Raw genomic sequence first — 24267 nt, 5'->3', positions numbered from 1 at the left:
ATGTCGTGTTTTGCTGATATAGATTAAGCAACAAAATGGGTACTAAATTCAATATACTTCATTAAAAATAGCCTTGCTTGTTTAAAATCGTTAAAAATAACGCTATAAAAATGTATTATCGTTAAAAACAGAGGGGATTTATGGACAATATTTATCAGATCGATAATCTCGATCGTGACATACTTCACGCATTAATGGCGAATGCGAGAACACCTTACGCTGAGTTAGCCAAAAAATTCGAAGTTAGCCCAGGCACAATTCATGTTCGAGTTGAGAAAATGAAGCAAGCGGGAATTATTGCAGGAACTCGAGTTGATATTAGTGAAAAGCAACTCGGTTTTGATGTCTGCTGCTTTATTGGAATTATTCTTAAGAGTGCAAAAGACTATCACACAGCATTAGATAAACTAGACAAGTTAGATGAAGTTGTAGAGGTGTACTACACAACAGGGCAATACAGTATTTTTACTAAGGTTATGTGTAAAAGTATAGAAGCCTTACAAGACGTACTTATCAACAAAATTCAGACAATCGATGAAATTCAATCAACAGAAACCCTGATCTCACTGCAAAACCCGATAATAAGGACGATCAAGCCATAAGGGTAAATTCTTATTTTTTTTTTATAACCACATTATCCACAGGTAGATCCCAAGTGATTCACAGCGTACAATAGCGCGTCTTGAACATAAGGAGATCATTAATGAAAAAAGTCACTCTTATTAGTGGCAGTACCATGGGTAGTGCTGAATATGTCGCAGAACACCTTGCAGAGATCTTATCTGATGAAGGATTTGAGACAGATCTGCACCATGGGCCTTCTCTTAATGATCTTCCAAATAAAGGGATCTGGCTGGTGGTCACATCAACGCATGGTGCGGGTGATATTCCTGACAACCTACTGCCTTTTGCTAATGAGATATCTGCTGATTCCGTTGATCTTAGCAATATCACCTTTGGTGCGATCGGCATAGGAAGTAGTGAATATGATACTTTCTGCGGTGCGATCAGAACATTGGATCAAAAATTGGTGGAAAAAGGGGCAACTCGCCTTGGCGATCGTCTCGAAATTGATATTCAAAAGTACGACATTCCGGAAGATCCAGCAGAAGAATGGATAGCTTCTTGGAAAAATTTACTTTAATTTGCACAAAAAAACAGCAAACGAATGTGGATAACTCTGCTTAAAAGCAGGGGTTAACCCGTAGTTATCCATTGTATAAGGCTATATCAATAAATGACCTGTGTATAAGTCGTCATTTTGATCCCAGCTTATCAGCAGATAGATCACGGATCATTCACAGTATATGATCCTTTACACTTTTATGATCTTTAAATAGAAAATCCACTTATCCACAGAGGATCGCTTCCTTAATAAAAGATCTAATAAAGAGATCTTTAAATAAAAAGATCTTTAAATAATTACCTGCGGATCTGCTCGCTTGTATCTGTCAAAAAGTTGAGTAGAATTCGTTTTCCCAATGCAACACATTCAGCATTCGTAACATTTAAGGTTCACACATGTTTTATCCAGAACACTTTGACGTCATTGTCATCGGTGGTGGTCACGCCGGTACAGAAGCCGCTATGGCTGCAGCTCGTATGGGGCGTCAAACCCTATTACTGACCCACAATATTGATACTTTGGGCCAAATGTCTTGTAACCCAGCTATTGGTGGGATTGGTAAAGGGCATCTGGTAAAAGAGATCGATGCCATGGGTGGATTAATGGCAACCGCTATTGACCATGCAGGGATCCAATTCAGAACCCTTAACGCAAGTAAGGGCCCAGCTGTAAGAGCAACAAGAGCACAGGCTGACCGTGTTCTTTATCGCCAAGCTGTTCGTACTACTCTTGAAAATCAACCTAATTTAATGATCTTCCAACAACCTGTTGAAGATCTCATTGTTGAAAATGACCAAGTAACGGGTGCTGTTACCCGCATGGGCTTAAAATTCCGTGCTAAATCTGTTGTTCTAACTGTAGGTACTTTCCTTGATGGAAAAATCCATATTGGCTTAGAAAATTACAGTGGTGGCCGTGCTGGAGATCCACCTTCAGTTTCGTTATCACACAGACTACGCGAATTACCGCTACGTGTAGGTCGTTTAAAAACAGGTACACCACCTCGTATTGATGCTAGAACTATCGATTTTAGCCAATTAGCCGTTCAGTTGGGTGATACTCCAATGCCTGTTTTCTCGTTTTTAGGAAATGTGGATCAGCATCCTGAACAAATGCCTTGCCATATCACATACACAAACGAAAAAACGCACGAAGTTATTCGTAATAACCTCGATCGTAGCCCAATGTACGCTGGCGTCATCGAAGGAATAGGGCCTCGTTATTGCCCATCTATTGAAGATAAAGTGATGAGATTTGCTGATCGTAATTCACATCAGATCTTTTTAGAGCCTGAAGGTTTAACAAGTAACGAAATTTACCCAAATGGTATTTCAACAAGCTTACCTTTTGATGTTCAAATGCAAATCGTAAATTCCATGAAAGGTATGGAAAATGCGAAGATCATTAGACCTGGTTATGCTATTGAATATGACTTCTTCGATCCTAGAGATCTAAAACAAACCCTAGAAAGCAAGTTTATTAACGGGTTATTCTTTGCTGGCCAAATTAACGGTACAACGGGTTATGAAGAAGCCGCTGCTCAAGGCATGCTTGCAGGGCTTAACGCGGCACGTTATGCCTTCGATCAAGAAGGTTGGTTCCCTCGTCGTGATCAAGCATACATAGGTGTATTAGTTGATGATCTATGTACTCTTGGTACAAAAGAGCCATACCGCATGTTTACTTCACGTGCTGAATATCGCTTGATGTTACGTGAAGATAATGCTGATTTACGTCTAACCGAAATTGGTCGTGAATTAGGCATGGTTGATGACAACCGTTGGGCACAATTTAGTGAAAAAGTTGAGCTTGTTGAAAAAGAACGTCAACGTTTAAGAAATATTTGGGTTCATCCACAAGCTGATAATCTTTCAGAAATCAATGAATTACTAAATACACCATTATCCAAAGAAGCTAATGGTGAAGATTTATTACGTCGCCCTGAAATGACTTACGACATACTGAAGAATATTACTCGTTTTGCACCGGGTATTGATGATTCAAAACCGCAAGCAGCTGAACAAGTTGAGATCCAAGTTAAGTACGAAGGCTACATTAGTCGCCAGCAAGAAGAGATCGAAAAGCAACTACGCAACGAAAATGCTGCGTTACCGATTGATCTGGACTATAAACAAGTTAGCGGATTATCTAACGAAGTTATTGCAAAACTTAACGATCACAAACCAACATCGATCGGACAAGCATCGCGGATCTCAGGAGTTACACCTGCTGCTATTTCCATTTTATTAGTTTGGTTAAAAAAACAGGGTCTATTACGCAGGAGCGCATCATGAGTGACTTACTTAATCGGCTAAAAAAGCTGGCTAAGCAAGCCAACATTGAGCTTACCGATATTCAAGCTGAAAAACTTACGGGTTATGTTGCGATGCTTGATAAATGGAATAAAGCCTACAATCTCACATCTGTAAGAGATCCACAGCAAATGCTTATCCGTCATATCTTGGATAGCATTGTTGTGAGCCAATATCTTGAAGGTGAAAGATTTATTGATGTGGGAACTGGACCTGGATTGCCAGGTATTCCATTGGCGATAATGCGTCCCGATCACCACTTTGTGTTATTGGATAGCTTAGGTAAACGCGTTCGCTTTATGAAGCAAGTTCAGCACGAACTAGGACTTAATAATATTGAGCCAGTTCAATACCGTGTTGAAGAATACCAAACAGAGAAACCTTTTGATGGTGTTATCAGTCGAGCATTTGCCTCTATGAACGATATGCTCTCTTGGTGCTCTCATTTAGTGACTGAAGAACATGGTCGTTTTTATGCATTGAAAGGACAAATTCATCAAGAAGAGTTAGATGAACTTACTGAAAATGGATTAAAAATGCCTGAGAAAGTGATTAGCTTATCGATACCTGAATTGAATGAACAAAGACATTTGGTGATTATTTAATCAAAAATATTGAGCTTCACTGATCCTTTTTTCATTTTTTGTGCTCTGGCGATAATATTTACAATGTTATCGCCATTTGTTTTATGGGGATTTATGAGGAACATTAAAAATCACCTTAATAAAACAATAATTTAACAATTTGTTATCTTTTACTTCAATTCTCTTTGTAACCTTAGTTTTTCTCTTTTTATTTCCAAAATAAATTAATAATTCTGTGCATTATAAAAATATTGAATTTATTTAATTGAAAATTGGCTAATTATTTTTCAATTGCCACTAAATTGTTCATAAAAGGGAGTTTATTTGTTAACTCTGTTATATATTTTATGAAATAAGCTTTATTTATACTTTTATATATGTGACATATATCACGCTATTTATTTTATTCAGTACTATTATTTTTACTCTTTTTGTCCTTAATCATTTTTCATAAATGGAACCTTGGTAAGAAATTTAAATTAATCTTCACTTTTTCGCTACTTATTGATTGAATTCATTGCCACGCCCCGTATAATTTGCTCGTTTTTGTCACTTGACACTTTATAGCAAAGACAGTTTGATACATCATTCAGTAATACCTTTTACGATAGCTAGTCTGGAGAATACAAACGTCATGTCTGTCTCCCTCTACAACGGGAAAGTTGCACTGAAACTGTTATTTTTGCAGTTTATGACTTTTGTTATTCTCAGTGCGAGTTTCTACTTAAAGAGTACTGACTGGAGTTTTTCGGCTTTTTTAGGCGGATTGGCATGTTGGTTACCCAATATTGCTTTTCTTTTGTTAATGCGCTTACAAAAAGTCAACGAAGAAGAAGCTCCAGTTCGCATAAACTGGCTTTTTGCTTTCAGTGAAGGGTTGAAGGTTATATTATCAATAGCCTTGCTGATTGTTGCTTTAGGAGTGTTTAAAGCGGCATTTGCACCACTGGTCATGACCTACTTAGCGGTGCTTGTTATGCAGGTCGTTGCACCAGCCGTCATTAACGGTTAGCGTTTTTAACAACAAAAGGGTAATTGGCATCATGTCTGCATCAGGAGAAGCATTAACCACTAGAGACTACATAGGTCACCACCTGAATAACCTTCAGTTGGACCTGCGTACTTTCGAGTTGGTCAATCCCCATGCTGAAAATGCGCCATCATTCTGGGTGTTAAATATTGACTCACTTTTCTTTTCAGTATTGATGGGAGCATTATTCCTATGGCTGTTTAGAAAAGTAGCAGTAAGAGCAACCAGTGGCGTACCGGGAAAATTCCAGACTGCAGTAGAAATGATCATCGGTTTCGTTGATAGCAGCGTCCGTGATATGTATCACGGAAAGAGCAAGGTCATTGCACCTTTGGCATTGACTGTGTTCGTTTGGGTGCTGTTAATGAATGCCCTGGATTTATTACCAATCGACTTCATCCCTTATATCGGTGAACACATCTTAGGGTTACCAGCGTTACGCATCGTTCCGACTGCGGACGTGAGTATTACTCTATCGATGGCAATTGGTGTATTTATCCTGATCCTTTTCTATAGCATTAAGATGAAAGGCATAAAAGGGTTTACAAAAGAGCTGACTTTACAGCCTTTTAATCACCCAATTTTTATTCCTATCAACTTAATCTTGGAAGGGGTAAGCCTGCTATCAAAACCTGTTTCCCTCGGTCTTCGACTGTTTGGTAACATGTATGCAGGTGAACTGATCTTTATTCTTATTGCTGGTCTGTTACCGTGGTGGTCACAGTGGTTATTAAGCCTTCCTTGGGCAATATTCCACATACTGATTATTACGTTACAAGCATTTATTTTCATGGTTCTAACGATTGTCTATCTGTCGATGGCATCTGAAGAACATTAATTATTAACTCTTTGAAGAAATAACTGAAACAAACTGGAGACTGTCATGGAAAACCTGAGTATGGATCTGCTGTACATGGCTGCCGCTATTATGATGGGTTTAGCTGCAATCGGTGCTGCAATCGGTATCGGAATCCTCGGAGGCAAATTTTTAGAAGGTGCTGCTCGCCAGCCTGATCTGATCCCTCTTCTGCGTACACAGTTCTTTATCGTTATGGGTCTGGTTGACGCCATCCCAATGATTGCTGTGGGTCTGGGCCTTTACGTGATGTTTGCTGTTGCCTAATGATGGCAATGAGCAGTAAAAGCATCAAGTTAGTTAATAACCAAGAAAGAGGTATTGTGCTGTGAATTTAAATGCAACAATCCTCGGCCAGGCCGTCGCATTTGTCCTGTTTGTTTTGTTCTGTATGAAATTCGTATGGCCACCAATTATGGCGGCCATTGAAAAACGTCAAAAAGAAATTGCTGACGGTTTATCATCTGCAGAACGTGCTAAAAAGGACTTAGATTTAGCGAAAGCCGATGCAGGCGATCAGCTAGCGAAAGCAAAAGCAGAAGCTCAAGCAATCATTGAATCCGCGAATAAACAACGCACTCAAATGATTGAAGATGCTAAAGCAGAAGCAGAGCAAGAACGTAGTAAGATCGTTGCACAAGCTCAATCCGAATTGGATGCAGAGCGTAAACGTGCTCGTGAAGAACTTCGTAAACAAGTCGCAATGCTGGCTATCGCAGGTGCCGAGAAAATTATTGAACGTTCCGTGGATGAAGCTGCTAATAGCGACATCGTTGATAAACTGGTCGCTGAACTGTAAGGAGGGAGGGGCATGTCTGAAATAGCAACGGTAGCTCGCCCCTACGCCAAAGCAGCTTTTGACTTTGCTGTGGAAAACCAGGCTGTCGATAAATGGCAGGTTATGCTGGCGTTCACCGCTGAAGTAGCACGCAATGAGCAGGTAACCGAATTACTTTCTGGTTCTTTAGCATCAGAAAAACTGGCTGACATCTTTGTTGACCTTTGTGGCGAACAATTAGATGGTCATGCTCAGAATTTAATTCGTGTTATGGCTGATAATGGCCGTTTATCAACGTTGCCTGAAGTATTGAGCCAATTTATTCAATTGCGCGCAGTACTAGAGTCAACGGTTGACGTTGAAGTAACTTCTGCCATTGAGCTAACTAAACAGCAGCTAGCTAACATTTCTGCAGCGATGGAAAAACGTCTATCACGCAAAGTGAAGCTGAATTGCAAAATTGATAAGTCTGTTATCGCAGGCATGATTATACGCGCCGGTGACCTCGTCATCGATGGCAGTATTCGTGGCCGTTTAGAGCGATTAACGGACGTCTTGCAGTCTTAAGGGGACTGGAGCATATGCAACTGAATTCCACTGAAATCAGCGAACTGATCAAGCAGCGCATTGCTCAGTTCAATGTAGTGAGTGAAGCTCACAATGAAGGTACGATTGTATCCGTTAGTGACGGTATCATTCGTATCCACGGTTTAGCCGAAGTTATGCAGGGTGAGATGATCGCACTGCCGGGTAACCGTTTCGCTATCGCACTGAACTTAGAGCGCGACTCTGTTGGTGCGGTTGTGATGGGTCCTTATGCTGACTTAGCAGAAGGCATGAAAGTTAAATGTACAGGTCGTATTCTGGAAGTACCTGTAGGGCGTGGTCTGCTTGGTCGTGTGGTAAACACACTGGGTGAGCCGATTGATGGTAAAGGTGCAGTAGAGCATGATGGATTCTCACCTGTTGAGATGATTGCTCCTGGTGTTATCGACCGTCAATCAGTTGATCAGCCTGTACAAACAGGTTACAAATCCGTCGATGCCATGATCCCAATCGGTCGTGGTCAGCGTGAATTGATCATCGGTGACCGTCAAACAGGTAAAACTGCTCTGGCTGTCGATGCGATCATCAACCAACGTGACTCTGGCATTAAATGTATCTATGTCGCTATCGGTCAGAAAGCCTCTACTATTTCGAACGTTGTTCGTAAATTAGAAGAACATGGCGCGTTAGAAAACACCATTGTTGTTGTTGCTTCTGCATCAGAATCTGCAGCGCTGCAATACCTAGCTCCTTATTCAGGTTGCGCAATGGGTGAATACTTCCGTGACCGTGGTGAAGATGCCCTGATTATTTATGATGACCTGTCTAAACAGGCTGTCGCATACCGTCAAATTTCACTGTTACTTCGTCGTCCACCTGGACGTGAAGCATACCCTGGTGACGTTTTCTATCTGCACTCCCGTTTACTGGAGCGTGCTGCTCGCGTTAATGCTGAGTATGTAGAAGCTTTCACTAATGGTGAAGTTAAAGGCAAAACCGGCTCTCTGACTGCGTTACCAATTATCGAAACGCAAGCAGGGGACGTTTCTGCATTCGTTCCTACGAACGTAATCTCTATTACCGATGGTCAGATCTTCTTAGAATCTAACCTGTTTAACGCAGGTATCCGTCCAGCTGTTAACCCAGGGATCTCCGTATCTCGTGTTGGTGGTGCAGCTCAGACTAAGATCATGAAGAAACTTTCTGGTGGTATCCGTACTGCACTTGCGCAGTATCGTGAGCTGGCAGCATTCTCACAGTTCGCTTCAGATCTGGACGATGCTACCCGTAAACAATTGAACCACGGTCAGAAAGTGACTGAATTGCTGAAACAGAAACAGTACGAACCAATGTCTGTCGCACAACAGTCTTTATCACTGTTTGCAGCAGAACGTGGTTATCTGGAAGATGTTGAAATTTCAAAAGTTGTGCCATTTGAAGCGGCTTTATTAGCTTATGCCTCTCGTGAACATGCTGATTTATTGAAAGAAATCAACCAGACTGGTACTTATAACGAAGAAATCGAAGCGAAGCTGAAAGGCGTGCTAGAAAACTTCAAAGCGACTCAGTCCTGGTAATAACTATTCGGCCTAATAGTTAAATATTAGGCCGTCTGGTTCATGAGGAGAAGCAGAAATGGCCGGCGCAAAAGAGATACGTTCGAAGATCGCCAGTGTGCAAAACACACAGAAGATCACTAAAGCGATGGAGATGGTCGCCGCGTCGAAAATGCGTAAAACGCAGGAACGCATGGCAGCCAGCCGTCCTTATGCAGAAACCATGCGCAGTGTGATTGGTCACCTTGCGTTAGGGAATCTGGAATACAAACATCCATACCTCGAAGAGCGTGAAGTTAAACGTGTCGGGTACCTGGTTGTTTCGACCGACCGTGGTTTGTGTGGTGGTTTGAACATTAACTTGTTCAAAAAACTGCTGGCAGACATGAAGGAGTGGTCTGAAAAAGGTGTGCAGGTAGATTTAGCACTAATCGGTTCTAAAGCCACTTCATTCTTTGGCTCTGTTGGCGGGAATGTTGTTGGTCAAGTAACTGGTATGGGTGATGATCCAAAACTGTCAGACCTTATCGGTCCAGTCAATATCATGTTGCAGGCTTATGACGAAGGTCGTTTAGATAAACTGTATGTGGTGGCAAATAAGTTCATCAATACCATGGCTCAAGAGCCTAAAATTCTTCAGGTTTTACCATTACCACCAGGTGATGATGAAGAGCTGAAAGAAAAATCTTGGGATTATCTGTACGAACCTGATCCTAAGGCGTTACTGGATACTTTACTGCGTCGTTATATCGAATCGCAAGTTTACCAGAGCGTCGTAGAGAACTTAGCGAGTGAGCAGGCCGCCCGAATGGTCGCGATGAAAGCCGCTACAGATAACGGTGGTAACCTGATTAAAGAACTGCAATTGGTGTACAACAAAGCACGCCAAGCAAGCATTACTCAGGAACTTACAGAAATTGTGTCTGGTGCAGCCGCGGTATAACAGCTAGGTTTACGAATTACGTAGAGGATTCAAGATGGCTACTGGAAAGATTGTCCAGGTAATCGGCGCCGTAGTGGACGCCGAGTTCCCTCAGGATAGCGTCCCTAAAGTATACGACGCTCTTGAGGTTATGAATGGTAAAGAAAAACTGGTGCTGGAAGTTCAGCAACAGTTAGGCGGTGGTATCGTTCGTTGTATCGCAATGGGTACATCAGACGGTTTAAGCCGTGGCTTAAAAGTTGAAAACTTGGGCCACCCAATTGAAGTACCAGTAGGTAAAGCAACACTGGGACGTATCATGAACGTTCTGGGTACACCTATCGATATGAAAGGTGATATTGCAACTGAAGAGCGTTGGTCTATCCACCGTGAAGCACCTACCTACGAAGAGTTATCAAACTCACAAGAACTGCTTGAAACCGGTATCAAAGTAATGGACTTAATCTGTCCGTTTGCTAAAGGTGGTAAAGTAGGTCTGTTCGGTGGTGCGGGTGTTGGTAAAACAGTTAACATGATGGAATTGATCCGTAACATTGCGATCGAGCACTCAGGTTATTCTGTATTTGCCGGTGTTGGTGAGCGTACTCGTGAGGGTAACGACTTCTATCATGAAATGACAGATTCTAACGTTCTTGACAAAGTATCGTTAGTTTATGGTCAGATGAATGAGCCACCAGGAAACCGTCTGCGTGTAGCACTGACTGGTCTGACTATGGCTGAAAAATTCCGTGATGAAGGCCGTGACGTACTGTTATTCGTCGATAACATCTATCGTTACACCTTAGCAGGTACTGAAGTATCAGCACTGTTAGGTCGTATGCCATCAGCGGTAGGTTACCAGCCAACATTGGCTGAAGAGATGGGTGTTCTGCAAGAACGTATCACTTCAACCAAAACAGGTTCAATCACCTCTGTACAGGCTGTATACGTACCTGCGGATGACTTAACTGACCCATCACCAGCAACAACGTTTGCTCACTTAGATGCGACAGTTGTACTGAGCCGTCAAATTGCTTCATTAGGTATCTACCCTGCGGTTGACCCGCTGGATTCAACCAGTCGTCAGTTAGACCCACTGGTAGTTGGCCAAGAGCACTATGATGTTGCTCGTGGTGTTCAGTCTATCCTGCAACGTTATCAGGAACTGAAAGACATCATCGCTATCTTAGGTATGGATGAACTGTCAGAAGAAGATAAACTGGTTGTTGCGCGTGCGCGTAAGATCCAGCGCTTCCTATCTCAGCCATTCTTCGTTGCTGAAGTATTTACCGGTTCACCAGGTAAGTTCGTTTCCCTGAAAGACACTATCCGTGGCTTTAAAGGTATTCTGAACGGTGATTATGACCACCTGCCAGAGCAGGCGTTCTACATGGTTGGTACTATCGAAGAAGCAGTAGAAAAAGCTAAGAAGCTTTAATACGGCTGACGGGAGGTTGATATGGCCGATACATCGTTCCACCTGAAAGTTGTCAGCGCTGAAAAGCAGTTATATGACGGCGAAGTCAAACGAATTCAGGTAACTGGTAGCGAAGGTGAGCTCGGTATTTATCCGCAGCATACCCCGTTATTAACTGCCATAAAACCGGGCATGGTACGTGTCGTAAAAACATCGGGCGAAGAAGAGGTTATCTACCTTTCAGGTGGTATTCTCGAAGTTCAGCCGACAGGCGTCATTGTACTGGCAGATACAGCTATCCGTGGTCGTGATTTGGATGAAGCGAAAGCGTTGGAATCTAAGCGTAAAGCTGAAGAACACATTCAATCCTCTCATGGTGATGTTGATTATGCTCAAGCATCAGCAGAATTAGCCAAAGCGATTGCAAAACTACGTGTAATCGAATTGACTCGACGTTGATGTAAATAGGCAGTCTATGAATAAAAAAGCCAGTTGGTTCTTAGCTAACTGGCTTTTTTGCGTCATGAAATATTTTGTGTGACGAAATATGTAGTATTATTTGGCATAAACAGGTTTACTTGCCATTCTTTACGGGAGTTATCGGGTTAATTATGTCTAATTCAGCTAAAAGCGTTGTTATTCTTGCTGCGGGAAAAGGCACCCGCATGTATTCACAGTTACCTAAAGTTCTTCATAAACTTGCGGGTAAATCCATGGTGCAACATGTGATTGATACTGCCAAGTCATTAGGTGCTCAACAAACACACCTTGTCTATGGGCACGGTGGTGAACTAATGAAAGAAAAATTAGGTTCACAACCTGTTAATTGGGTACTACAAGCAGAGCAACTAGGAACAGGTCACGCAATGCAACAAGCTGCGCCTTTCTTTGCTGATGATGAAGATATCCTGATGCTTTATGGTGATGTTCCACTTATCACCAAAGAAACGTTAGAACGTTTAATTGAAGTAAAACCAGAAGGCGGTATTGGCTTATTAACGGTTATTTTAGATAACCCAACGGGCTATGGCCGTATTGTTCGTGAAAATGGCGAAGTGACTGGCATTATCGAGCAAAAAGATGCTTCTGAAGAACAACTCAAAATTACTGAAATCAATACGGGTATTTTAGTAGCGAATGGTGGTGATTTAAAACGTTGGTTAGGTAAACTCAATAATAACAATGCACAAAAAGAGTATTACATTACTGACATTATCGCATTAGCGTATAAAGAAGGCCGTAAAATTGAAACGGCTCACCCTCGTCGTCATAGTGAAATGGAAGGCGTGAATAACCGTTTACAACTGGCTGCATTAGAACGTATTTACCAAACAGAACAAGCAGAACGTTTATTATTAGAAGGCGTTATGTTGCTTGATCCGGCGCGCTTTGATTTACGTGGCACATTAACTCACGGTAAAGATGTCGTGATTGATACTAACGTTATCATTGAAGGTGATGTGACTTTAGGGAATAACGTTGAAATTGGTACAGGTTGTGTCCTGAAAAACTGTGTGATTGGTGATAACTCGATTATTAGCCCATATACGGTGATCGAGGATGCAAACTTAGCACAAGAGTGTACTGTTGGGCCTTTTGCACGTCTTCGCCCTGGTAGTGAATTAGCGGATAAAGCTCATGTTGGTAACTTTGTTGAGATGAAAAAAGCAAGTTTAGGAGTTGGCTCTAAAGCCGGCCATCTAACTTACTTAGGTGATACTGAAGTAGGCGCTAATGTTAATATTGGTGCAGGTACTATTACTTGTAACTACGATGGTGCGAATAAATTCAAAACAGTTATTGGTGATGATGTCTTTATTGGCTCAGATACCCAATTAGTGGCACCAGTGACTGTTGCTAATGGAGCAACAATTGGTGCGGGAACAACACTCACTAAAAACGTGAATGAAAACGAATTAGTGATCAGTCGAGTTAAGCAAACTCATATCAGTGGATGGAAACGTCCAGTGAAGAAAAAACAATAATTTTAAGATAAGGGCGTATATTTAATTAGCGCCCTTTTCTTGTACGCTATTATTCTAAAAACAAAAAAATATCCCCGCTTTCTACAATGGCTTGGGGAATAAGCCAATCAGGTATAAGACATCCAAGTGCGAATAAACGCACAGTTTTAGGAATAACACAATGTGTGGAATAGTAGGTGCAGTTGCACAACGCGATATCGCTGAAATCTTAATTGAAGGCTTACGTCGTTTAGAATACCGCGGTTATGATTCTGCGGGTTTAGCGGTTGTGGATAATGACTGTAAAATGACACGTCTGCGTGAAGCTGGCAAAGTGCAAATGTTGGCTGATGAAGCAGAAAAGACACAAGTGATTGGTGGTACAGGTATTGCTCATACACGTTGGGCAACACATGGTGAACCTTGTGAAGATAATGCGCATCCTCATGTATCAGGTACGATTGCGGTTGTACATAATGGCATTATCGAAAACTACCAAGAACTGAAAGCAGAATTAATTAAAAAAGGGTATCAGTTTGCCTCTCAAACTGACACTGAAGTAATTGCTCACCTTGTTAACTGGGAACAGCGTCAAGGTGGTACATTACGTGAAGTTGTACAACGCGTTATTCCTCAATTACGTGGTGCTTACGGTACCGTTATTATGGATAGCCGTACACCTGAGTTATTAGTGGCAGCTCGTTCTGGTAGTCCGCTGGTGGTAGGTCTTGGGGTAGGTGAAAACTTCCTTGCTTCTGACCAATTGGCTTTATTACCTGTTACCCGCCGCTTTATCTACCTTGAAGAAGGGGATATTGTTGAAATTACTCGTCGCCACGTTCATGTTTTTGATGTGAATGGCAATGAAGTTAATCGTGATACGATTGAATCAAATGTTCAATACGATGCGGGTGATAAAGGTGTTTACCGTCACTACATGCAAAAAGAGATCTATGAACAACCTCTTGCGATTAAAAACACCCTTGAAGGTCGTTTAAAATCAGAAACTATCGATCTCAGTGAGTTAGGGCCTAAAGCTGAAGAGATCTTATCTAAAGTTGAACATATTCAAATTGTAGCTTGCGGGACTTCTTATAACGCAGGTATGGTTTCTCGTTATTGGTTTGAATCTTTAGCAGGTATTCCTTGTGATGTTGAAATTGCATCAGAATATCGCTACCGCAAACCAGCAACTCGCCGTAATAGCTTACTGATCACATTATCTCAATCAGGTGAAACAGCAGATACATTAGCTGCTTTACGTTTATCTAAAGAGCTAGGTTATTTATCTTCTTTAGCAATTTGTAACGTTGCTGGCTCTTCTTTAGTTCGTGAGTCTGAATTTGTTTTAATGACTAAAGCGGGTGCTGAAATTGGTGTTGCATCAACCAAAGCATTTACAACACAGTTAACCGTTCTATTAATGCTGGTGGCATATATGGGACGAATTAAAGGTGTCGCGACATTAGAACAGGAAGTTTCAACAGCATTACATGCATTGCCAAGCCGCATTGAAAGCATGTTATCGAAAGATAAAGTGATTGAAGCGTTAGCTGAAGACTTCTCAGAAAAAAGTCATGCTTTATTCTTAGGTCGTGGTGATCAATACCCGATTGCAGTAGAAGGTGCATTAAAGCTAAAAGAGATCTCTTATATTCATGCAGAAGCGTATGCTGCTGGTGAATTAAAACATGGTCCATTAGCATTAATTGATGCAGATATGCCGGTTATCATCATTGCTCCAAACAATGAATTATTAGAGAAATTAAAATCTAATATCGAAGAAGTTCGGGCTCGTGGTGGTTTACTGTATGTGTTTGCTGATCAAGATGCAGGCTTTGAAGAAAACGAAACGATGAAGTTAATTTCACTGCCTCACGTTGAAGAACTTATCGCACCTATTTTCTATACCGTACCATTACAGTTGTTGTCTTATCATGTTGCTTTAATTAAAGGCACAGACGTAGATCAACCTCGTAACTTAGCAAAATCGGTTACGGTTGAATAAAAATTAGCTTTTTATAAATAATTTATTGTTATTTATACTTGAACCCAGTGAGATCTTAACAGATACACTGGGTTTTTTATTATATTTATCATATATCCAGGTCTTTAGATATAAATAAAATTTATTAAATAAGGCTAATGCTGCTCATTAGCAACAACGTCAATAATAATAATCGTTAATAATGATTAATGAGGTTCGCTTAACTTAAAGAAAAAATAACTAAATAAATCCTCTTATTCAATAAGAACATTTATTTATCTTTTCTAGGAATAAAATATTTAATAATAAAAATAAATTATATTTTATAATTTAAAAAATAGTTACAGTAAATATTGTAATGTACTGTTTATATTGATAATTATGTTTTTTATTTTTATAGGCATTCTGTGTTTTATTTGATCTTTTATTATATCGGTATTTTATTTTATCTATATTAATTTGATTTAAAATGAGATTTTTTTACGTTTTATTTGGTTTTATTTTTCTAATTTCTTATTAAAACAGTCAAGCAATGTTCAGGTTAACTCTCTTATCTCCTCTGATCTCTTATTTAAAAATATATTTCTTTAAATTGTATTTATGGGTTGTTTAATTAATTGTTATTATGATTTTAAAAAATAGATGCAATCACATTAAATATATGTAAAGTTTAAGGTTGTTTTATTTATTAACAACCAATGAAAATTAAAAATTAATGCTAATGATTGTTACTTAGCGTTTTATTGCAGTTTATAAGCGAGTTCTTTCAGGAGAAATAAAGCTCAAAAGTAAGCTAAGAAAAACTGCAAATTATAATTACAAGAGGTAAGAGAAATGCAAAACACAATTAATTCACAATACAATGAAATGGTTGAATTTTTAAAAGAATTAGTGAACACAGAAAGTGGCTCTTATGATAAAGAAGGCGTTGATGCTGTTGCTAATTTACTTATCCAACGTTATGAAAAACTCGGTTTTGTTGTTGAAATTTTTAAAAATGACAAATTAGGGAATAACTACCGTTTAGTGCATAAAGAAGCTAAAGATCCACAAATTTTCATTGCTGCTCATCTTGATACAGTTTTCCCTAAAGGAACAGTGGCAGAGCGTCCATTTAGTATCGAAGGTACTCGTGCTTACGGCCCTGGCGTTATTGATATGAAAGCCAGTCACGTTCTGACTTATTACGCGATCAATGCATTGATACAATCAGGCAATAGTGCTTATAAAAATGTTGAAATTTTCCTGAATTGTGATGAAGAAATTGGCTCAAAAACTTCTCGTGGTCTAATTGAACAGTATGCCAAGAATAAATCCTATGCCTTAGTGATGGAGCCTGCTCGTGCTAATGGAGCGATTGTGAGTGCGCGTCGAGGTGTGGGAACTTATGAGCTTTTAATTGAAGGTAAAGCATCTCACTCTGGTATTGCACCAGAAGCGGGAATTAGCGCTATTCAAGAGCTCTCTTATAAAATCCAAGCATTACACGCACTTTCTCGTCATGATGACGGCCTTTCTGTCAACGTAGGATTGATTTCTGGTGGTACATCAGTTAATACCGTCGCACCTAATGCACGTGCTGAGATTGACGTTCGTATTTCAACCGATGAGCAAGGTGTTGAAATTGATAAACTTGTAAGAGAAGTATGCAGCAAACCTGTATTAGAAGGAATTAAGCTTACACTTAATGGCGGTATTAATCGCCCTCCTATGGTCAAAACTCCTGAAAGTGGTGCATTAATTGACATGATCAAAGAGCAAGCTCATCTGCTTGGTCTTGATATTGAAGATATTTCAACTGGTGGTGGTTCTGATGCTTCATTTACCGCGGGTGTCGGCACTCCTAGTGTAGATGGCTTAGGCCCTATTGGGGGATATCAACACAGCGATAAGGAATATATTGATTTGCCTTCATTAACTGAAAGAACGGTGCTATTTGCCAATATTTTAAAGCGCTTGTCTCAATAAGGTGAATGTATGGATAAGAATAAAAAAATAAAGTGGGCTATGCCTGATGCTTTTATTATTATTTTTGGCATCGTTATCTTAGCAGCTATTGCGACTTATTTAATCCCAGCAGGAACTTATGAACGCGAAACAGTAAATGGGCTAAATCGTGTTGTACCAGGTAGTTTTGGTTATGTTGACCAAAATCCAGCTTCATTAATGGATGTTTTTTATGCTATTCCTGTAGGATTAAAGCAGTCAGCGAGTATTATTTTTCTGATCTTTATGATTGGTGGTGCAATTGCTATTTATGATAGAACTCGCGCTATTGATTCAGGGATCAATGCGTTAATTGTCAAAACAAAAGGTAATTACCAAGCACTGATTATTACCGTTGCGTTTATATTTGGAATGCTTTCATCATTAGGATTGGCTGCAAATGCGGTGATTGCTTTTATTCCAATAGGAATAGCCCTTTCACGTTCGATGAAATTAGATGCCATAACGGGAGTTGCTGTTGTTTACCTAGGATATTATGCAGGAAATGCAGTCGGTGTTTTAGATCCTACTATTTTAGGTACAGCACAAACCTTAGCTGAAGTGCCTTTATTTTCAGGTGTGATTTTTAGAATTGTATTATTCTCAGTTCTGATTGTGGTCACTATTGCTTATATTGTTTGGTATGCAAGACGTATCGCGAATAATCCAGCTAAAAGTTATATGTATGGACTAGCAACAGATGATCCTGATTATGATGCTAACAAAGATCAAACCGTGGATGGTACTTTCTCTTTAATGCAGAAATTGAGTCTTGTGGTCTTTATTGCATTTATTGGATTGTTTTTATACGGTGCATTTGAATATAAATGGGGAATTGAGCACTTATCTGCCATCTTTATTATGATGAGTGTTGTGGTTGCGGCGATGTTTAAAATTGGCCCTAATGACTACATAAAAACTTTTATGAAAGGCGCTCAATCCTTAGTTTATGGTGCATTAGTCGTCGGTATTGCTAGAGCTGTGATTGTTATTTTAGATGAAGGTCGTGTGCTGGATTCTATTGTTCAAGCCACACTCGTTCCATTACAGCAAACCTCTCATTTTTGGGGAGCGCAGTTACTTTATTTCTTTAATTTATTATTCAATTTATTAGTAACATCAGGAACTGGACAAGCTTCTATTGTGATGCCAATTATGGTACCTATCTTAGATATATTGGATCTCACTCGCCAAACTGGTGTTTTGATCCTTAAGTTAGGTGATGGATTTACTAACATTATTACACCAACATCTGGCGTATTAATGGCAGTATTGGCAGTGGGTAAAGTGCCTTGGACTCGTTGGGTTAAATTTGTTTTCCCAATATTGATCATTTGGACGGTGATTGGTATGGCAGCAATTGGTATCGCAACCGCTATTAACTATGGCCCTGTCTGATTTATAAAATAAGAAAATTAAAATAGCCGCATATAGTAAGCGGCTATTTTTTTAATTTAATTAATTTGATGCTGAAAACCGAGTAATAATTGCTCTAACCCAAATTCGAAACGGCTTGTGAAATCATCGGCAAAAAGTACATCTCTTGCTTGCCAAGTTTGAGGGAATTTATCTTGGACTAATTGCTCAAATGCTTCTCTTTTATTCATTAATTCTACTTTTTCAATGAGCATAACGGATTGTTGTTCAATACAACATCCTAAAATAAAATAGAGTAACGCCATTGTCATCTTGCTGGCTAATTGAGCAGAAGCACCTGACTGTATAATTGCATTAATAAAAGTATTATTTATACGTAATACATTTTCAGAAATGACATAAGTACCTGCAAATACTCTTGCTCCGTCTCGATGAAGTAAAAATGCATTTCTTAAATCAGCAGAAAGACGTGCTATATCTTTTTTCCAATCATTATGAAATTCAAAATCTATAGCAACATCGCTGACTATTCTATCCGCGATCCCTTCAATTAACGTCTGTTTGTTATCAAAGTGCCAATAGAGAGAGGCTGCTTTTATCTGTAAAGCATCCGCTAGTTTACGCATTGTTAAGCCTTCAATACCTTCTGTTTCTAGTAATGTAAGGGCGGTATCCAATACTTTCAGCCGTTCAATTTTAGGTGTTTTCATAAATAATTCTCATTTCCCTCTTTTCTATCTAACATTGTTAGTTTACCATATTTGTAAAACCTAACAATGTTAGATTGAAGATTAAGTGAGTGGAAATATCGTTATTTGGGAATGAAATATGAAAAATATGCTATCAAGAAAAGAAAAAATAACAGAATTTATAATGACTTATACTCCTTGGGTTGCTGTTATTTTAGTTATTGTATTGATTACAACTGCAACGTTAGATTGGGATAAATGGTGGAGTGATGCACGATATCAATCCACTGATAATGCCTACATAAAAACAGACCCTACAATATTAAAATCAAGAATGACGGGATTTATTTCTGAAATAAAAAAGGAGGATTATCAGTTTGTTAAACAAGGAGATATTATTGCTCTTATTAATAATAACGAACAATTACTTAATAAAGAAGCTGCTATTGCCGAGTTTAAAAAAGCACAATTACAGCTTAATAATTTAAAAGAAGAGATAAAAGCGTCTGAACTTAATATCGAAACTTTACATAATCGCTATGAAGCGACTGTCATTGATGTTGCTCAAGCGAAAAGAAATCCTTTATTACGAAAAGATTTGATTCGAAGTGGGGCTATAACTCAACAAAATTACCTTGACGCTCAATCTGATTTACAACGTTTAATAAAATTACAAAGCGCAGCTAAAAATGAATGGGAGCAAGCTAAACAATCATTGGTATTACTTAAAGCTCAAGAAGAAATACGTCTAACAGAAAAAAATATTGCTCAAACACGTTATCAACAAACAGAAACAGAACTTACTTATACAAGAATAGAAGCCCCTTTTGATGCTCAGTTAAATAAAATAAAAGTCAATCTTGGTAGTTTAGTTACGCCTGGCACAGAAATAGTCACACTGACTCCTCTAAATCATATTTACATCATTGCGAATTTAAAAGAGACACAGATAAAAAAAATTCTTCCTGAACAAACTGTTTCTATCAATATAGATGCTTTTCCTAATGAAATATATCAAGGAAAAGTTCGTTATATTGGTGCGCAAAGTAGTGGAGAATCGGCACTAATTCCTGCCGATAATGCGAGTGGCAATTTTACTAAAGTTGTTCAACGTATTCCTGTTTACATCACTTTTGATAGTAATAATAAATTATTAGCAAAATTGCGTGCTGGTATGTCTGCCGAGGTAAAAATAGACACAGAAAGTTTATCTATAGAGGAGGTTGATGATGACGCTTAATTTCTTGTCAGGAGCACAAGAAAACAGGCCTTTATTTATAGTATTTTCTGTTTTTCTTGGTGCTATTTTATCTACGCTATTTATTCGTATGTTTTCTATGTCTTTAGCTGATTTACGCGGTATTTTTGCTCTAGATATAGTGCAAGGTTCTTGGTTAAACGTAGCAATTAATTCTGCTCAGTTAATCAGTATGACATTAGTACCTTGGTTTATGGTGATTTATGGTGCTGAGAAAATATTAATTAGCTCAAGCTTGTTACTTTTTTTCTGTTGTATTTTGGTCTCTAGTAGTGGTGATTTTATTGGGCTACCTTTTTTATTAATACTGCATTTTTTGATTGGTTTTTGTTTGGGAGTCTATTTGCCAATGACAATATCTTTGGCATTAAGAAGTTTAAATCCTAATGTTTGGCTAATCGTTATGGCAGCTTATAGCCTACGAGTTTCAGTCGGAATGGATGCAGGAGTAGGAATATCTGGTTCAATATTCGAAATCTTAAATTGGCGCTGGCTCTATTGGGTTTCAATGTTATTTTCGTTAGCTATTATGTTTTTTGCTTGGCGTGGAATGCCAATTACACCTATCAATAAAGAGCAACTTGCACAAAGTGATTGGGGAGGAATGACATTAAAATGTCTAGGTTTAACTCTATTATATATTAGTGTTATTCAAGGTGAATTACTTGGATGGTGGGATTCAGGACTGATTATTTCTTGTTTACTTGGTAGTGCTATTTTAATACTTACTTTTATTATTAGAGCTGTAATTTATAGCAAAAGTTTTGGATATTTAAATTGGCTTACAAATTATAATTTAAGGGTCTGTTTTGTCATTGCTTGTTTATACGGTTTTTTAATGTTGCCCAACTCATTATTTGTTCCTTCTTTTTTGAGTATTGTTGCAGGCTTTAAAGCACAACAAATAGGAGAAATAAGCAATGTTGGTTTTATTACCTATCTTCTTTGTAGTCCTCTAGCCATTATTATCGCACGTCGGCTAGAACCTCGTTTAGTGATGATGATCGGAATTACTATTATTGGTGTTTCTTGTTTACTTGGTCATCAAATTACTTATCAGTGGAGAGCGGACGATTTCTTTTTGCTTATTGTGGTACAAGCTATTGGAGAATGTATTTTATTAATTGGTTTAATTGCTTCATTTGTGACCAATATTAAACCCAGTGAAGCGTTGCATCTTGGGGCTTATATTTCAATAGCAAGAGTATTAATGCCAGCGCTAGCTGGGGCCTTAATGAATACGTATTTAAGAATATCTTATGATACACATCAAGGGTCATTAAGAGGGTATGTGCAAACAGGGGAGCAAAAACTATTAGGAAAGGGGCTTGATAACGTTCAAGATGTCATGGCTTTAATAACAAGAGAGTCTCATGTTGCATCCTTTATAGATGGATTTCATTTAATAACATGGTTTGTTGTTTTAGGATTGATTTGTCTATTTTTTTTAAAACCTTCACCTGCTAATCCTATTGTGCCAACATTATTTACTATTCAAAAATAAAATACTGCCTGTAAACGGAATACAGGCAGAGGAAAATAGCACTATCGGAGAGATATATCGCTATTAAAACAGCATTATAGTAAGAACAAACAAGTACAAAAAAACTAGTTGTAAGATTTAAATAGAGATTGGTTACTTGACTTATCAAAAGCGATAACTTGGTAAGGCTCTTTATAATCACCAGCATACATACCTAAACTTCCCGCAGGCATTCCACCAACAGCAATACCGGATTTAGATTTATCCACTAAGTCGATATTTTTTAAGCTATCAACCGGGATATGTCCGACTAAGTCTTTACCTTGATAAGTCGCAAAGTGGCAACTTAATAAATTATTAGGTACACCTGCTTGTTGGTACTTTTCCATTAATTGTGTTTCTGAAACTATATTCACTTTAACGTTAAATCCTGCTTCTTTTACACCATCAGCCCATAAAGTACAGCATCCACAACTCTCTGTTTTATAAACCTCAACAACATTATGGTTGGAAGCATAAGCTGTACTTGTAAAAGCAGAGATTGCAATAAGAGAAGGCAGTAATAACTTTTTCATTGTTTTATTCCTTTCATTAAGTTGATAGACGAAACAATAATCTTTCCCCCTACTGGAAGGTCAATTTAATTAAGGTATAAACGCGTAGAGTTTTGTAAAAAAATATTTATAGAAAACAAAGGTATAAATAATACTTTGCTTATCCTTTTTTGATGTTTTTCGAGAATATGACTTGATATAAGTAGAAAAAAAGCCTGCATAGCAGGCTTAAAATGGAGAAAACAGGGTAAACGTAGAGTAGTTAGGATGTAAACGACTATGAGGGTATCTCATGAGTTAAATCACCTCTTGTGAAGAGTAGCTGTGTTTTAACTGATAATAACTATAAACCTAAACTTAACTTGAGGTTAAAGCGGAGAAATTTGTATAAAGGATCCAATTTTATTGATTAAACTAAAATATAAAAAAGTGAAAAATAAAAAGCTAATATATTTCAATATATTAGCTTTTATAATAATTAAGTTGTATTTAATTTAAAGACAAATTATTTGATGATAATTATTTAATAATAGTAATTTGTTTTACGTCGATCTCGGTACTTGTCCACTCTTTATCAACTTTACCTTCAATTCTGACAGTATTTTCTGGTGTCACTGTTTGTCCGCGCCATCTTTTATTATCAATATCTACATTGATACCGCCGGTGGTATCTTCAAAAACATACAGCTCATCACCAATTTTTTTGGTAATTTTTCCCGTCAAGATAACCCAAGTGTCATCAGAAAGATCTTTTGCTTTAGCAACGGTTGTTTCACTAATAGAAGGGCCTTTAAATCCACCTTGCTCTGTGGGGGGCTGAATAGATCCTTGAAAGCCACCTTCATGTGTTGTACTTGCTTGAGATGCAAAAGCCAAAGTACTACCGATTAATAATACAAGTATTTTTTTCATAACAAGCTCGCTTATAGGTTAATAATTAAACTAATTAATGTATTAGATTTTATTTCATTTCTATGTATAAAACCGCATTTTAAGGTAAATTTAAGTATTAATATATCAACTGATTGATATTAACATTTAAATTATAGACCTTTATTTTGCTTTGTTCTTTTTGTTGATATAAGCATCTATCACTAAATACTTATTTTCTCTAAGTTAAATCTACTAGTTATTTCTCCTTGGGATCGATGTTGGCGGTTATTCAAAAATATACCCTTTGGGATCATTGTTTTTGGATGTGTTACCTCTTATCATCCAGCGCCTTCAAATTTTTTTAAATTTTCCCCTATTATTTTTAGAGGTTTTAGGTTTTATGACTAACGAACGTATTGCCAATCCGGGTCCATTAGGTTTAATGGGTTTTGGTATGACAACGATTTTGTTGAACATACATAATGCCGGTTTTTTCCCAGTTGTCTCAGTCATTATGAGTATGGGAATTTTTTATGGTGGGATTGCTCAAGTTATTGCTGGAATTTTTGAGTTTAAAAAAGGCAACACTTTTGGCGCCACTGCATTTACCTCTTACGGCTTCTTTTGGGTAACATTGGTAGGAATTTGGTTATTACCAGTAATGGGTTTAAGCGAGCCAACAACACCTCTCTTTTTAGGTGTGTTTTTAGCGCTATGGGGAATATTTACCTTTTTCATGTTTATTGGCACGTTAAAAGCCAATAGAGCGCTACAGTTTGTCTTTTTAAGTCTGACAGTTTTATTTGCTTTACTGGCGATAGGAAATATCACCGGCAATGCACTAATTTTAAAAATTGCAGGTTTTGAAGGTATTATTTGTGGTGCCAGTGCTTTTTATCTTGCAATGGCTGAAGTATTAAATGAGATGTATGGCAGAACAATACTGCCAATTGGTCATAAGTAACTGTT

At 38.4% G+C, this 24267-nt stretch carries 23 protein-coding genes; 20 read left to right on the top strand and 3 right to left on the bottom strand.

The genetic code is table 11. The annotated features are described in order from the left end of the window. Positions 1 to 140 precede the first annotated feature (140 nt). From asnC to GWJ01_RS03250, 17 genes are all read left to right on the top strand, one after another. Positions 141 to 602, top strand: a complete 462-nt coding sequence (gene asnC / locus GWJ01_RS03330) for a transcriptional regulator AsnC (RefSeq protein WP_161710702.1) — start codon at positions 141 to 143, stop codon at positions 600 to 602. Between the two features lie 101 nt (positions 603 to 703). Next, a complete protein-coding gene (mioC, locus tag GWJ01_RS03325) occupies positions 704 to 1144 on the top strand; it encodes an FMN-binding protein MioC (protein WP_161710701.1) in 441 nt (146 codons plus the stop codon). A gap of 377 nt (positions 1145 to 1521) precedes the next feature. Continuing rightward, positions 1522 to 3420, top strand: coding sequence for a tRNA uridine-5-carboxymethylaminomethyl(34) synthesis enzyme MnmG (mnmG, locus tag GWJ01_RS03320; protein WP_109394525.1), 1899 nt, complete (start codon positions 1522 to 1524; stop codon positions 3418 to 3420). After that, on the top strand, positions 3417 to 4043 hold the full coding sequence (gene rsmG, locus GWJ01_RS03315) for a 16S rRNA (guanine(527)-N(7))-methyltransferase RsmG (protein ID WP_109394523.1): 627 nt from the start codon (positions 3417 to 3419) through the stop codon (positions 4041 to 4043). Before mnmG ends, rsmG begins: the two co-directional genes overlap by 4 nt. 613 nt (positions 4044 to 4656) lie before the next feature. Continuing rightward, positions 4657 to 5034, top strand: a complete 378-nt coding sequence (atpI, locus tag GWJ01_RS03310; protein WP_098941545.1) for a F0F1 ATP synthase subunit I — start codon at positions 4657 to 4659, stop codon at positions 5032 to 5034. 31 nt (positions 5035 to 5065) lie between these two features. Next, positions 5066 to 5890, top strand: a complete 825-nt coding sequence (gene atpB / locus GWJ01_RS03305; RefSeq protein WP_023583322.1) for a F0F1 ATP synthase subunit A — start codon at positions 5066 to 5068, stop codon at positions 5888 to 5890. 45 nt (positions 5891 to 5935) lie between these two features. Beyond that, positions 5936 to 6175 (top strand): F0F1 ATP synthase subunit C, encoded by a 240-nt coding sequence (gene atpE / locus GWJ01_RS03300; protein ID WP_004246596.1) that lies wholly within the window; start codon positions 5936 to 5938, stop codon positions 6173 to 6175. A gap of 61 nt (positions 6176 to 6236) precedes the next feature. Then, positions 6237 to 6707, top strand: a complete 471-nt coding sequence (atpF, locus tag GWJ01_RS03295; RefSeq protein WP_036914499.1) for a F0F1 ATP synthase subunit B — start codon at positions 6237 to 6239, stop codon at positions 6705 to 6707. A gap of 12 nt (positions 6708 to 6719) precedes the next feature. After that, complete coding sequence (gene atpH, locus GWJ01_RS03290; protein WP_006534344.1) at positions 6720 to 7253, top strand: F0F1 ATP synthase subunit delta; 534 nt, start codon at positions 6720 to 6722, stop codon at positions 7251 to 7253. Between the two features lie 14 nt (positions 7254 to 7267). Further along, positions 7268 to 8809 carry a F0F1 ATP synthase subunit alpha gene (gene atpA, locus GWJ01_RS03285; RefSeq protein WP_006534343.1) on the top strand — a complete coding sequence of 514 codons (1542 nt, stop codon included), beginning with the start codon at positions 7268 to 7270 and terminating at the stop codon, positions 8807 to 8809. A gap of 58 nt (positions 8810 to 8867) precedes the next feature. Then, the gene (atpG, locus tag GWJ01_RS03280; protein WP_109394519.1) at positions 8868 to 9731 is read left to right on the top strand and encodes a F0F1 ATP synthase subunit gamma; all 864 of its coding nucleotides are present in this window, start codon (positions 8868 to 8870) and stop codon (positions 9729 to 9731) included. A 34-nt stretch (positions 9732 to 9765) separates the two neighbouring features. Continuing rightward, on the top strand, positions 9766 to 11148 hold the full coding sequence (gene atpD / locus GWJ01_RS03275) for a F0F1 ATP synthase subunit beta (protein WP_023583323.1): 1383 nt from the start codon (positions 9766 to 9768) through the stop codon (positions 11146 to 11148). Between the two features lie 21 nt (positions 11149 to 11169). After that, positions 11170 to 11586 (top strand): F0F1 ATP synthase subunit epsilon, encoded by a 417-nt coding sequence (locus tag GWJ01_RS03270; protein WP_006534340.1) that lies wholly within the window; start codon positions 11170 to 11172, stop codon positions 11584 to 11586. A gap of 152 nt (positions 11587 to 11738) precedes the next feature. Next, entirely contained in the window at positions 11739 to 13112 is a 1374-nt protein-coding gene (gene glmU / locus GWJ01_RS03265) for a bifunctional UDP-N-acetylglucosamine diphosphorylase/glucosamine-1-phosphate N-acetyltransferase GlmU (protein ID WP_098941544.1), read from the top strand. A 160-nt stretch (positions 13113 to 13272) separates the two neighbouring features. Further along, the gene (gene glmS, locus GWJ01_RS03260; RefSeq protein WP_109394515.1) at positions 13273 to 15099 is read left to right on the top strand and encodes a glutamine--fructose-6-phosphate transaminase (isomerizing); all 1827 of its coding nucleotides are present in this window, start codon (positions 13273 to 13275) and stop codon (positions 15097 to 15099) included. An 813-nt stretch (positions 15100 to 15912) separates the two neighbouring features. Beyond that, positions 15913 to 17046: a M20 family metallopeptidase gene (locus tag GWJ01_RS03255; RefSeq protein ID WP_109394513.1), complete on the top strand. Its 1134-nt coding sequence runs from the start codon at positions 15913 to 15915 to the stop codon at positions 17044 to 17046. 9 nt (positions 17047 to 17055) lie between these two features. After that, entirely contained in the window at positions 17056 to 18462 is a 1407-nt protein-coding gene (locus GWJ01_RS03250) for a YfcC family protein (protein WP_161710700.1), read from the top strand. Between the two features lie 56 nt (positions 18463 to 18518). Here GWJ01_RS03250 and GWJ01_RS03245 read toward each other — a convergent pair whose 3' ends face one another. Next, positions 18519 to 19151: a TetR/AcrR family transcriptional regulator C-terminal domain-containing protein gene (locus tag GWJ01_RS03245; RefSeq protein WP_161710699.1), complete on the bottom strand. Its 633-nt coding sequence runs from the start codon at positions 19149 to 19151 to the stop codon at positions 18519 to 18521. A 118-nt stretch (positions 19152 to 19269) separates the two neighbouring features. Between GWJ01_RS03245 and GWJ01_RS03240 the strand changes: the two genes are divergently transcribed. Together GWJ01_RS03240 and GWJ01_RS03235 are read left to right on the top strand one after the other, a co-directional pair. After that, positions 19270 to 20370, top strand: coding sequence for an HlyD family secretion protein (locus GWJ01_RS03240; protein ID WP_161710698.1), 1101 nt, complete (start codon positions 19270 to 19272; stop codon positions 20368 to 20370). Further along, positions 20357 to 21892, top strand: coding sequence for an MFS transporter (locus GWJ01_RS03235; protein WP_227003158.1), 1536 nt, complete (start codon positions 20357 to 20359; stop codon positions 21890 to 21892). Before GWJ01_RS03240 ends, GWJ01_RS03235 begins: the two co-directional genes overlap by 14 nt. Positions 21893 to 21996: 104 nt before the next feature. Here GWJ01_RS03235 and GWJ01_RS03230 read toward each other — a convergent pair whose 3' ends face one another. Both GWJ01_RS03230 and GWJ01_RS03225 read right to left on the bottom strand, forming a co-directional pair. Beyond that, positions 21997 to 22446 carry a DUF411 domain-containing protein gene (locus GWJ01_RS03230; RefSeq protein ID WP_161710697.1) on the bottom strand — a complete coding sequence of 150 codons (450 nt, stop codon included), beginning with the start codon at positions 22444 to 22446 and terminating at the stop codon, positions 21997 to 21999. Between the two features lie 498 nt (positions 22447 to 22944). After that, a complete protein-coding gene (locus tag GWJ01_RS03225; protein WP_375804076.1) occupies positions 22945 to 23352 on the bottom strand; it encodes a YgiW/YdeI family stress tolerance OB fold protein in 408 nt (135 codons plus the stop codon). Positions 23353 to 23698: 346 nt separating this feature from the next. Here GWJ01_RS03225 and satP point away from each other — a divergent pair, with 346 nt between their 5' ends. Then, positions 23699 to 24262: an acetate uptake transporter gene (gene satP, locus GWJ01_RS03220; protein ID WP_098944031.1), complete on the top strand. Its 564-nt coding sequence runs from the start codon at positions 23699 to 23701 to the stop codon at positions 24260 to 24262. Positions 24263 to 24267 lie beyond the last annotated feature (5 nt).

It is taken from the genome of Proteus sp. G2618 (assembly GCF_009915995.1).
GTDB lineage: Bacteria > Pseudomonadota > Gammaproteobacteria > Enterobacterales > Enterobacteriaceae > Proteus > Proteus terrae.
This window is presented reverse-complemented; position numbering and strand designations above follow the sequence as displayed.

Excerpts from the sequence above, each read along its gene's own strand:
- atpG (WP_109394519.1), top strand. The coding sequence starts at position 8,868 with ATGGCCGGCGCAAAAGAGATACGTTCGAAGATCGCCAGTGTGCAAAAC.
- rsmG (WP_109394523.1), top strand. The coding sequence starts at position 3,417 with ATGAGTGACTTACTTAATCGGCTAAAAAAGCTGGCTAAGCAAGCCAAC.
- GWJ01_RS03245 (WP_161710699.1), bottom strand. The coding sequence starts at position 19,151 with ATGAAAACACCTAAAATTGAACGGCTGAAAGTATTGGATACCGCCCTT.
- atpB (WP_023583322.1), top strand. The coding sequence starts at position 5,066 with ATGTCTGCATCAGGAGAAGCATTAACCACTAGAGACTACATAGGTCAC.
- atpH (WP_006534344.1), top strand. The coding sequence starts at position 6,720 with ATGTCTGAAATAGCAACGGTAGCTCGCCCCTACGCCAAAGCAGCTTTT.
- mnmG (WP_109394525.1), top strand. The coding sequence starts at position 1,522 with ATGTTTTATCCAGAACACTTTGACGTCATTGTCATCGGTGGTGGTCAC.
- GWJ01_RS03270 (WP_006534340.1), top strand. The coding sequence starts at position 11,170 with ATGGCCGATACATCGTTCCACCTGAAAGTTGTCAGCGCTGAAAAGCAG.
- GWJ01_RS03230 (WP_161710697.1), bottom strand. The coding sequence starts at position 22,446 with ATGAAAAAGTTATTACTGCCTTCTCTTATTGCAATCTCTGCTTTTACA.
- GWJ01_RS03255 (WP_109394513.1), top strand. The coding sequence starts at position 15,913 with ATGCAAAACACAATTAATTCACAATACAATGAAATGGTTGAATTTTTA.
- GWJ01_RS03240 (WP_161710698.1), top strand. The coding sequence starts at position 19,270 with ATGAAAAATATGCTATCAAGAAAAGAAAAAATAACAGAATTTATAATG.
- atpE (WP_004246596.1), top strand. The coding sequence starts at position 5,936 with ATGGAAAACCTGAGTATGGATCTGCTGTACATGGCTGCCGCTATTATG.
- asnC (WP_161710702.1), top strand. The coding sequence starts at position 141 with ATGGACAATATTTATCAGATCGATAATCTCGATCGTGACATACTTCAC.
- satP (WP_098944031.1), top strand. The coding sequence starts at position 23,699 with ATGACTAACGAACGTATTGCCAATCCGGGTCCATTAGGTTTAATGGGT.
- atpI (WP_098941545.1), top strand. The coding sequence starts at position 4,657 with ATGTCTGTCTCCCTCTACAACGGGAAAGTTGCACTGAAACTGTTATTT.
- GWJ01_RS03250 (WP_161710700.1), top strand. The coding sequence starts at position 17,056 with ATGGATAAGAATAAAAAAATAAAGTGGGCTATGCCTGATGCTTTTATT.
- glmS (WP_109394515.1), top strand. The coding sequence starts at position 13,273 with ATGTGTGGAATAGTAGGTGCAGTTGCACAACGCGATATCGCTGAAATC.
- atpD (WP_023583323.1), top strand. The coding sequence starts at position 9,766 with ATGGCTACTGGAAAGATTGTCCAGGTAATCGGCGCCGTAGTGGACGCC.
- mioC (WP_161710701.1), top strand. The coding sequence starts at position 704 with ATGAAAAAAGTCACTCTTATTAGTGGCAGTACCATGGGTAGTGCTGAA.
- atpA (WP_006534343.1), top strand. The coding sequence starts at position 7,268 with ATGCAACTGAATTCCACTGAAATCAGCGAACTGATCAAGCAGCGCATT.
- glmU (WP_098941544.1), top strand. The coding sequence starts at position 11,739 with ATGTCTAATTCAGCTAAAAGCGTTGTTATTCTTGCTGCGGGAAAAGGC.
- GWJ01_RS03235 (WP_227003158.1), top strand. The coding sequence starts at position 20,357 with ATGATGACGCTTAATTTCTTGTCAGGAGCACAAGAAAACAGGCCTTTA.